At 33.9% G+C, this 9,964-nt stretch carries 11 protein-coding genes; 10 read left to right on the top strand and 1 reads right to left on the bottom strand.

What is annotated here, in order from left to right; translation table 11 throughout:
- Nucleotides 1-213 precede the first annotated feature (213 nt).
- Nucleotides 214-1,173, bottom strand: a complete 960-nt coding sequence (locus HF990_RS14490) for a tyrosine-type recombinase/integrase (RefSeq protein ID WP_016838088.1) — start codon at nucleotides 1,171-1,173, stop codon at nucleotides 214-216.
- Between the two features lie 581 nt (nucleotides 1,174-1,754).
- Between HF990_RS14490 and HF990_RS14485 the strand changes: the two genes are divergently transcribed.
- The 10 genes from HF990_RS14485 (at nucleotide 1,755) to HF990_RS14440 (ending at nucleotide 9,804) form a co-directional block, all read left to right on the top strand.
- On the top strand, nucleotides 1,755-2,642 hold the full coding sequence (locus HF990_RS14485) for an alpha/beta hydrolase (protein ID WP_016838089.1): 888 nt from the start codon (nucleotides 1,755-1,757) through the stop codon (nucleotides 2,640-2,642).
- An 85-nt stretch (nucleotides 2,643-2,727) separates the two neighbouring features.
- Nucleotides 2,728-2,883 carry a hypothetical protein gene (locus HF990_RS14480; RefSeq protein WP_157782647.1) on the top strand — a complete coding sequence of 52 codons (156 nt, stop codon included), beginning with the start codon at nucleotides 2,728-2,730 and terminating at the stop codon, nucleotides 2,881-2,883.
- 114 nt (nucleotides 2,884-2,997) lie between these two features.
- Entirely contained in the window at nucleotides 2,998-3,720 is a 723-nt protein-coding gene (locus tag HF990_RS14475) for an SIR2 family NAD-dependent protein deacylase (protein ID WP_016838090.1), read from the top strand.
- 194 nt (nucleotides 3,721-3,914) lie between these two features.
- Nucleotides 3,915-4,751: a DMT family transporter gene (locus tag HF990_RS14470; RefSeq protein WP_016838091.1), complete on the top strand. Its 837-nt coding sequence runs from the start codon at nucleotides 3,915-3,917 to the stop codon at nucleotides 4,749-4,751.
- 108 nt (nucleotides 4,752-4,859) lie between these two features.
- Nucleotides 4,860-5,510, top strand: coding sequence for a glycoside hydrolase domain-containing protein (locus HF990_RS14465; RefSeq protein ID WP_016838092.1), 651 nt, complete (start codon nucleotides 4,860-4,862; stop codon nucleotides 5,508-5,510).
- 275 nt (nucleotides 5,511-5,785) lie between these two features.
- Nucleotides 5,786-6,592, top strand: coding sequence for a PDC sensor domain-containing protein (locus HF990_RS14460; protein WP_168412864.1), 807 nt, complete (start codon nucleotides 5,786-5,788; stop codon nucleotides 6,590-6,592).
- Nucleotides 6,593-6,699: 107 nt separating this feature from the next.
- A complete protein-coding gene (locus HF990_RS14455) occupies nucleotides 6,700-7,788 on the top strand; it encodes a methyl-accepting chemotaxis protein (RefSeq protein WP_184656265.1) in 1,089 nt (362 codons plus the stop codon).
- A gap of 258 nt (nucleotides 7,789-8,046) precedes the next feature.
- Nucleotides 8,047-8,973 (top strand): VanW family protein, encoded by a 927-nt coding sequence (locus tag HF990_RS14450; RefSeq protein ID WP_100216190.1) that lies wholly within the window; start codon nucleotides 8,047-8,049, stop codon nucleotides 8,971-8,973.
- Between the two features lie 74 nt (nucleotides 8,974-9,047).
- On the top strand, nucleotides 9,048-9,281 hold the full coding sequence (gene tlp, locus HF990_RS14445; protein ID WP_016838095.1) for a small acid-soluble spore protein Tlp: 234 nt from the start codon (nucleotides 9,048-9,050) through the stop codon (nucleotides 9,279-9,281).
- A 154-nt stretch (nucleotides 9,282-9,435) separates the two neighbouring features.
- Nucleotides 9,436-9,804 (top strand): hypothetical protein, encoded by a 369-nt coding sequence (locus tag HF990_RS14440; protein ID WP_016838096.1) that lies wholly within the window; start codon nucleotides 9,436-9,438, stop codon nucleotides 9,802-9,804.
- The last annotated feature ends 160 nt before the right edge of the window (nucleotides 9,805-9,964 follow it).

Raw genomic sequence — 9,964 nt, 5'->3', positions numbered from 1 at the left:
CACAAGTCATAGGTTATAGTAAAAAAATGGATGTTTACTACCCTCGCTTAGGTGTTTTCGTTTTTTCTCTAAAGTCCAGAAAAAATAAAACTGAAAATTCAGACATCATTTATGCGACGGTAGTGATTATTCATAGTAGTAAAATTTTGTGAAGTCATTGCTCCTGCTGTAGAAAGTGAAGGGTGTCTGGAAGTATTCGCCTTTCTAGACACCTCATTCAAAAAATTTCCCAACGTTTTGATTTCTCATCGCTTCTTGCTTTTGCTTATTATTCACGTGCGTATAAATTTGGGTTGTACTCAAGTTTGTATGTCCCATTAATTCTTGTACTGTAACAAGATCAACTCCGCCGCGCACAAGTCTAGTCCCGAAAGTATGCCGCAATTTATGAGATGATAACTTTTTGTTTTGTAAGTAAGTGAAATCAGGTAAACTTTTTAACGAAGCAAAAGTATCTTCTGCAATCATTTGTATTCTTCTTCTTGAAATTCTTTCTCCGCGTTTCGAAACAAAAAAAGCATTTTGATGTTCAGGTTTTGGTAAAGGTCTATACATTCGTTCGTACTCTAAAAGTAAATTAAACAAAGGAGTAGGTAAGGGAATATATCTGGATTTATTTCCTTTTCCTAATACTTTAATCCCTGGCTCATCTTCATCTCGAATAAGATCTGTTGTATTCAGATTATGTATTTCTATGACACGTAATCCAGCTAGACTCATAAGCATTAAAATGCATTTATTGCGTATATAGTATTGATCATGCTTAATACATTTAAAAAGCAGTCGAAGCTCATCATCATTTAAATAGGTAGGAAGAGAATTCTTTTCTGTTTTCGCTAAATCAACTTCTGCTGCTGGGTTTACGGTTAATTCTTCCGCTTTCACAAGAGATTTAAAAAATGTTCGTAAAGACATTAATCTTCGGTTGCGAGTTGTTTTGGCTTTGCCTTTTTGTGTTTTCCTCAAATACGCTTGAATATGCTTCGATCCAACCTCATCGAGTGGAACACATTGATCATCTTTTTCATGAAGAAACAATAGAAAAGATTGTACATCAGACAGATAGCATTTTATCGTGTGAGGCGAATAACCTAAATCCTCCATATACGTATAAAAAATATCTAATTCATCTTCATAATAGTCCAATTGATTTTTTGCTTCCTGTGTATTCATCTTAAAACCTCCTTTCATCTAAAAAATGGAATAGGGAAGAGTAATTAACACGAAATCGTATTCGTTTAAGGCGAATGCGATTTTTTTAAAACGTGCGAATGTACCGATTCAATAAAAATACTTTTTCCATGAAAAAAATCTAACTGCATATAATATACATTATATGCAGTTAAAAGTAAAATAAAGGAATAATTTTCATTATTAAATACGTGCTGTATAAACGATTTACAGCTCATTTTGAAGGGAGTTATTCATTCAATTAGATTTCGATGCGTCTGAGAGTGCATGGTTTTAATGAAAAAATGGGTGAAAATCCAGTAGTATCAACGATTTGAAGTGGATTTATTGCGAAAATTTTCGTCGATGAGGATGATTCCCTTAACTATAGAGATAAATTTGAAATAGTGAGTTTGTTAAGCAGCACAATTTTTTCATGCTAAGTATAGAAACTTGATTTAGTGGCTATACTTAGTTTTTTTCATTTGTCATATCCTTTTATTCATTTGGACATTCTAATTGTACAGTGTATCGATTAGTATGGAGCAATCCATCACAATTATGTCAATGAAAGGAGTGAAGTAATGCCGATTCATTTATATATCGAACAGTACTTCCAACAACATCCGGATGCAAGGAAAACGGGGATTAAAGTAAAAAATCCACCTTTAGAAAAACGTCCAAAAGTATTTCAAGTGGAAGATCGAATTGTTCAAGTAGGGAATTCTGAGATTCCCATTCGCATTTATACACCAAATGAAGCGGAAAAACATCCTATTTTCATTTTTTTCCCCGGAGGAGATTTTATTCCGGGTGGTGTTGAAAGCCATGATGTTAGTTGTCGAATGATTTGTTCTTTAACTGGCTACAAAGTGATTGCAGTCGATTATGATACGAATTCGGATAAAGCATCAATGCTTCAACGTTGTTATAACGTAACAAAATGGATTATAGAACACGCTGAAGAATTAGGAGGCCATTCGGATCATATTGCAATAGGCGGTCCAAGTTTGGGCGCACATTTTGCCATCAGTATTGTTCTTGATTTCACTATTCAGCAAAATTTCCAATTTAAAAAGCAAGTGTTACATTATCCAATTATTCAATTAGACCAACATATAAAGAACAGTCCCCATATTTCAAGAATGCTTTTTAATGGAAAGTACGGAATTGATTTAACATTGCATTCTTTGAATATCTCCAATCTTGAGGATACATCTATTTCCTATTATGCCCCCCTTCACACAAATAATATGTATTTAGCTCAAATGCCACCCACTTTAATTTTTGTTTCGGAATACGATCCTTTATGTGATGAAGGAGAATATTTTGCAGAGATATTAAAAAATACTGGTGTTGATGTAAAACTTGTTCGCTTTGATGGAAACGTTCATGGTTTTATGCAAAGTTTTCCGGGTTCACCAGATTACATGCGGGGATATGAAATAACTGCGGAATTTTTACTACGATGATGAACAAAAGTCTGTGCCTGTTAAGTAATGTTGGCACAGACTTTTAATTATTAACTGAACAAGAGTAGGCTTCATCAGCGCGAACTTGTATGCATCTGCACAAGTGATGTATTTATCTGCACGAGTAATATCTTCATCCGCACAAGGGATATATTTATCTGCACAAGGGATATATTTATCTGCACAAGCGACATATTCATACGAACAAGCGTTTTATCTATCCGCACGAGCAGATATATAAACTGTACGATAAAGCATTTTAATGGATTCACTACTTCCATCGCACTTTTTTATTTTCTTCTTGGAAAATTTATGAGATAAATATTGATAAGGATAAGAGAGAGGAGTGGGGGATTTGAGCCAAATACAAACAGTTGTTGAATGGATTCGTTCATCGAAAAAAACAATTGTATTGACTGGTGCGGGTATGTCAACAGAAAGCGGTGTACCCGATTTTCGTTCTGCATCTGGTTGGTGGACAAAAACTGACCCGCAGCAAGTTGCAACAGTTGACGCTATAGAATCCAATTATCCGTTGTTTCATGAATTTTATTCTATGAGAATTAATTTACTGGACAAATGTTCTCCCCATGAAGGACATTATATTCTTGCGAATTGGGAGAAAAGAGGAATCCTTCAACACATTGCTACTCAAAATGTCGACGGATTCCATTCAAAAGCAGGCAACACCCAAGTAGAAGAGTTGCACGGATCCATCTATACATTTCGTTGCCATTCGTGTGGAAGAAGCGCTTCAAAAGAAGCTTTTTTAGCCAAGGAACATTGTGCTCATTGTCAAGGAAACTTAAGACCAAATGTTGTGTTATTTGGTGAAATGCTTCCTGAAAGAGCATGGCACAATGCATTATTAAATATTCAAAGTGCAGATTTAGTCATCGTTATTGGAACAAGTTTGGAAGTATATCCGGTAAACCAACTTCCTAAGATGACCAAAGGAAAAAAAGTGTACATCAATAAAGAAATTGCACATCATTCAACCTACTTTGATTGTATAATAGAAGGAAAAGCCAAGGAAGTTTTAATCAATTTACAAGAGCGATTAGAAAAAAATTATTAATATTGTTTTATGTACTGGACCCTTCTCCATTGGTTTGAGGTGGGTCCATTCTATTTGAGTTATCATTATAGCAAATAACATAAGGTAGAAAATATGGTGAAAATAAAGAAAATTATTGATTGAAAAATCATTGAAATTTTCAATGTATAGAACCTAAAATAGAATGAATTAAATTTTGCAAGAGGTGCTTACTTATGTGGGTCGGGGCAGCATTGTCTACCATGTTTTGTTTTGGTGCAAATAATATGATTTTTAAATGGAGTACTACTAAAGGGTACTCAAAAATACATATTCAACTTTATTTTTATTTGATTGCTTTTATTTTAACAATGATTTATGGATTAATTGTTGGATTACATAATTTTAACTTTGCTTCGGTTGTACTTGGAGCGATAATCGGAATATTAAATACAAACGGCAATATTCAAATGTCTAAAGCCTTTGAAAAAGGACCAGCAAGCATCACCAGTTCATTAATTAGTATGAATGCAATCATTCCTATTTTAAGCGCAGCATTAATTTTTCATGAACATATTACGCTCCTGCAATGGATTGGCATTATCATCATGATTTGTTCAGCCGTTTTGATTCAATATTCTCCTTCCAATCATATGCATATAGAATATTTACCTTGGATGATGAGAATTAGCTTTGCCATTCTCTCACTTGGTGTTCTCGGTATATTGATGAAAGCATCTACATATTTGCACATTCAGCCACTCAACATGTTAATTTGCATGTACGGCGGAGGTACCGTCTATTTAATGATTAACAGCTTCATTCAAAAAGAGAAATGGCAGACACCGGAAGCAAAAATTGGTTTTGTGGTAGGAATAATTAGTGTAATTGGATATAGTTGTTATTTCTTTGCTTTACAAACGGGAATTGCAAGTATAGTATTTTCCATCGTATCATTAAGCTGCTTAGTCGTAGTTTGTGGAAGTTTTGTCGTATTTCATGAAAAACTAAAATTGTATCAAATCGTTGGGATAATCACGGCATTGATGGGCATTATCTTTACAAAGATATGAATTCAGTGAGGGTCAAATGCGGCCCTCATTTTTCATTTCTATGAACAATTGTTGCTACATTTCAATATATATAAATAGTGGAAACACTAATAGAAAAGAGGTACGGAAGTGGTTACTTATCATTGGGGTGTTGATTCATCACAAAAAGTGACGACAGACCTTTACAATTGTGTTTTAAATAATTATGGGAAACCTGAGTTTTGGGGGAGATATTTAACACGTGTAGAAGGAGCTTCTGACGGTTTAGATCGCGAAGAAATTGAACTGCTCCACAATAGCGGAACAAAGATACTCCCAATATATAACGATTTTAAAAGAGCAGTTGGAGAGAACGAAGGAAGAATGGTTGCAATGTTTGCTTCTTATCATGCAAAACGGCTCGGTATTCGAAAGGGAACTCCGATATTTGCAAATGTTGAACGGTTTTTTGAAGTAGACAGCAATTGGATTCGTGGTTATGTCAATTATTTGTATAACACTGATTTTAAACCGGGCTTTTATCATGATCCGACGGAAGGAAACTTTGCAAATGCTTATTGTCAAGCTGTCAGCGATGATGAACTCGTTGCCAATCAAGCTATATTATGGAGTGCAGAACCAGCACCTGGCGTAACGAAAGCACAATTAGCACCGAAATTCGATCCAACAAAAGTATCATGTAAAGGAAATGTATGGATATGGCAGTATGGTAGAGATTCAAAAGTATGCCCAATCGATACGAATATTGCGGACAGCCGTTTATTTGAAATGTTGTATTAACTTTTATTTATAAAATCGATTGTTAATTTGGTTTACAAAACAATTTATGAACAACATTATTAAAATCATATTCAAATACGTTTGTGTTGTTTATAAGGAGAAAAATCTGCTCAGTGCAGAATTTTCTCCTTTTTTAGAAAATTATGTTAGAATAATAGAAAAAATGAACATAAATTACAACCATTAAATTACTATTAAGTTATTTATTTCTAATCGTTTTAGTTATATAATAAATTGAAAAATCTAAAAATTATATTTATTGGGAGAGGGTTCATTTGGGGGAAATTAAAAGTTTACATGCAAAGTATAGCATTAAAAAGAAGTTTATCGGTTGGTTTTTACTGGTTTCAGTGCTTCCATTAATTCTAGTTTCATTTGTTATTCAAAACATGAATAGTAAAATTACTGTCAAAAAAGAAGAAGAAGCAATGCACAATCTTTTGTTAAGTAAAGCGGAATTTGTCAATCAATGGTTTTCCGCACAGATGGGAGAAATGCAAGTTGCAGCAGAAAGTGATGTTATGAAATCGATGGATTCTGAAAGTATGATTCCATATTTACAAACTCTTGAAGCGCGATCAAAAGTATTTGAAACGATGTTTGTGCTTAATACTGATGGAACCGTTATAGCTCATTCAAAACCTGAAAGTATTGGATCTGATTATTCCGATCGTAGTTATTATCCAATTGCTTTAAAAGGAGAAAGTACATATTCTGAAGTATTAATATCTAAAGCTACCGGTAATCGAATCATCGTAGGGGCGACACCCATTAAAGATGACAACGGTAATATAATAGGAATTATGTGTGGCTCTGCAAATTTTGAAATATTGGTCGACACACTATTAAAAAATGATGAAGATGTTTCTTCTAATTTAGTTTTAATTGACAACTTAGGATATATCCAAGTTGCTAATAATGAAGAAATAATTGGCAAACATATTGATGAGTCTAATCTTGAACAAGAAACAGTCAATATTCTAAAAGAGAGCTTGAATAGTTCGGGCATTTCTTCTCTTAGTCTAAATGGTGAACAATACATATTTGCACATGCCCTATTGAATCAGTTGGCTTTGGATTAATTTTAGAAACGCCGGAAAAAATTGTATTAAATGAAGCGAAAACGATTCAGCATACTGTATATATCATTATTGGAATTTCAGCAATTTTTATTATCTTGTTCAGCATCATGATTGTTCAAACGATTACTAAACCAATATTGCGAGTTGCAGCAGGCATGAACGAAGTTGCAGCAGGGAACTTAAATATCGAAAAAATTCAATGTAAAAATAAAGATGAAATAGGCCAATTAACAGAACATTTCAATGATATGGTTCATAATGTTAAACTTTTAGTAGCAGAAATTAAGAAGGCTACTGAACAAGTACAAGCTTCAAGCGAAGAATTTACAGCAAGCTCAGAAGAAACATTGCTTGCTACAGAACAAATTTCCGCATCCATTCAGACAATTTCAGCTAGTACTGATGAACAAACAAGTTTTATGGAAAGAGGTAACCAACTTATTTCCAATATATCAAATCGTGTTCATGCGATAACAGAAAACATACAACAAACGAATAATAATGTAGATGATGCAGTTATGGCTGCTATGACAGGTACTGAAGTCATTCAAGAAACAATCAACCAAATGAAAGCAATCGAAGGTAAAACAAACACTGCAACAAAGGCAATTAATTTACTTGGTAAAAAATCGAATGAAATTAATGAGATTGTTTCAGTAATCACAGACATTGCAGATCAAACTAATTTATTAGCCTTAAATGCAGCGATAGAAGCGGCTCGAGCAGGTCAATATGGAAAAGGGTTCGCCGTGGTAGCAGATGAAGTTCGAAAACTTGCAGAGCAATCTAGTGATGCTTCTCGACAAATTAGTAAATTAATACAAGAAATTCAAAGCGAAATTTCAGATTCTGTTCTTGCAATGAACAAAGGAAATAATGCGGTTCAGGATGGAATGAAATATGTCGATAAAGCAGGAAATGAGTTTTCGAATATTACGATTGCTGTCAAAAAAGTCTCCACTCAAATGAATAAAATTTTAGATGAAAGTTCAACAATTAAAGAACATGTTGAAAGAATTGTACATCACATTAATGAAGTATTAAATAGCTCAATGCAAACATCAAGCAGCATTCAAGAAATTGCTTCGGCATCAGAACAGCAACATGGTACAATGCAAGAAATTGCTTCGGCAGCAAATGAATTAGCAAAAATGGCAGAAACATTAAACGAAACAGCGCAAAAGTTTAAATTTTAAATAATTTTCCTTGTTTATTTACTTAGGGTGTCGAGAGAAATTCTTGACACCCCTACTTCTTCATAACAATTAACTTATATAAATCTCTCCTCCGACAATCAATGCAAGTTTCCCTCGCTGCAAAATTAATCTGTGACTAAAACGTACATGACAATCAGCCATCCAAAATGATTTTTCAGACTGCTCATTTTTTGTATGAGTCCGTACAAATAGGGAAACATAATTATAAAAATATTGATTAGGTTGTGTTGATAGTTGATGAAGAAGTTATTTGTATTTTTCAGTTTATTAATGTTTCTGAACCAGACTTTTGTGAATGCTTCCACGATTGATTTTCCTTTTTCTAATAATCAATCCATCAACATCGAGATAATTGATCCCGAATCAAAGGAGATAGTCCATTCCTTTCATCCGTATGATTATGACATCGAATTAGACTTAAATATCTTCAAAAGTGAAGTGGAACGATGGATTCATGAAATTGAACCATATTACTACAAAGAAATGTCCCTTGATCGAATTGATGAAGATGGTGAAATTATTAAAGGTTCCCCAAGAATTGAAGTCAATACTACTCAGTTGTTAGAAGAAATATTAAAGCGCTCATTTACTGGTGGAAAGATTGAAATCCCATTAAAGATTACTGATAGCAATTATCGACTTACTGATATTCCTCATTTAAAAGAAGTTGTACTCGCTTCCTATACTACATTCTTTAATCCAAATAAAGCAGGGAGAAGTAAAAACATCGAGATTTCAGCTGCAGCTATTCATAACATCATTGTTGGCAGCGAAGATACATTTTCCTTTAATGCAGTCGTTGGACCTAGAGAAATTGCTTACGGTTATCAAATAGCACCTGAAATCGTGAATGGAAAATTGGTAATGGGAATTGGTGGAGGCATATGTCAAACATCTTCCACATTATTTAATGCTGTTGATCAGCTTCCAATTAAAATTATCGAAAGACATCATCATTCCATGGATGTTGGATACGTTCCAAAAGGAAGAGATGCTACGGTTTCATTTGGAGGCTTAGACTTCCAATTCCAAAATACAACCGGAATCCCTTTTCTCATTCAAGCTTATTACAGACCTGGGGCGATTACGGTTGAAATCAGAACTTCAAAAGAATATGAGGAATTATTGAAAAATGAATTAATGGAATCGGAACCAAATTCTTAAGCAATCCCAGATGCATATTTCATATTATTCGATTCACACTAATACTGAATTTTTTGAAGGAGGAGGAGCATTCAATGGCAAATCGAAAACCGAATCCAGACAATCGTTCAAACAACGTAGAACGATTACAAACAATGGTGAAAAATACAATTAAAAATATTCATGAAGCAGAAGCAAGTATGGAATTTGCAGGTCCTGAAGAAAGAGAAAAAATTAGAGAAAAGAATGAGCGTCGCCGTAAAGCAATCGAAGGTTTCCGTGAAGAAATTAAAGATGAAGCTGCTGCTCGTAAAAGAGGAGAAGTATAAATTCGTGAGAAACTGGCAAAAGGCCAGTTTCTTTTTTATTTGAATATGATTGCTTTTTTTATTTACTTGTACTAGATTTTATGCTATTTATATTTAATTTTGATAAAATAATGAAGTGGATAATAGTTAAGTATGTTGGGGAGGGACATTGCATATGAATATGGTTGAAACGCTCGTAAATCAAAGCCGTAATGTAATGGATCTAATGAAACAATTAAAAAAAATTGCTTCAGTCAAAGGAAAAAAACGTACCGAATTAATTGAAAAATTTACTGCTAACCAGCATTCATTTAATGTTTATACATATGCAAGTGAGGAAGCGAGACAATCGCAACAAGTAGAAACTCTTAAAGTGAAATTAAATGAATTTAGTAGCCAATTTGATGCTGCACGCTATGAGATGGATGGAGAAGTAAATGAAGAACAGGTAAACCTATTATATAATGAAGTGTTAAATGCATATAACGAAATGGTAATAGCACTTGGATACGAAAAAGAAGTTATCGATATAAAAAAATTTTAAGTAAAAAGGAAGTGGATTTTTTGATCCACTTCCTTTTTTTAGTGCGCCTGGCATGGGTGTAATCTATAGGGTGTAAGTCCCGAACTGTGAAGGCAGAAGTAACAGTTAGCTTAACGCAAGGGTGTCCGTGGTGACGCGGAATCTGAAGGAAGCGAGCGGC

Source organism: Ureibacillus thermosphaericus (genome assembly GCF_012396605.1).
Taxonomy (GTDB): domain Bacteria; phylum Bacillota; class Bacilli; order Bacillales_A; family Planococcaceae; genus Ureibacillus; species Ureibacillus thermosphaericus.
Note: the sequence above shows the minus strand (reverse complement) of the source record. Positions and strands in the feature narration are given on the sequence as shown.

Excerpts from the sequence above, each read along its gene's own strand:
- HF990_RS14455 (WP_184656265.1), top strand. The coding sequence starts at position 6,700 with ATGATTGTTCAAACGATTACTAAACCAATATTGCGAGTTGCAGCAGGC.
- HF990_RS14450 (WP_100216190.1), top strand. The coding sequence starts at position 8,047 with ATGAAGAAGTTATTTGTATTTTTCAGTTTATTAATGTTTCTGAACCAG.
- tlp (WP_016838095.1), top strand. The coding sequence starts at position 9,048 with ATGGCAAATCGAAAACCGAATCCAGACAATCGTTCAAACAACGTAGAA.
- HF990_RS14490 (WP_016838088.1), bottom strand. The coding sequence starts at position 1,173 with ATGAATACACAGGAAGCAAAAAATCAATTGGACTATTATGAAGATGAA.
- HF990_RS14470 (WP_016838091.1), top strand. The coding sequence starts at position 3,915 with ATGTGGGTCGGGGCAGCATTGTCTACCATGTTTTGTTTTGGTGCAAAT.
- HF990_RS14485 (WP_016838089.1), top strand. The coding sequence starts at position 1,755 with ATGCCGATTCATTTATATATCGAACAGTACTTCCAACAACATCCGGAT.
- HF990_RS14440 (WP_016838096.1), top strand. The coding sequence starts at position 9,436 with ATGAATATGGTTGAAACGCTCGTAAATCAAAGCCGTAATGTAATGGAT.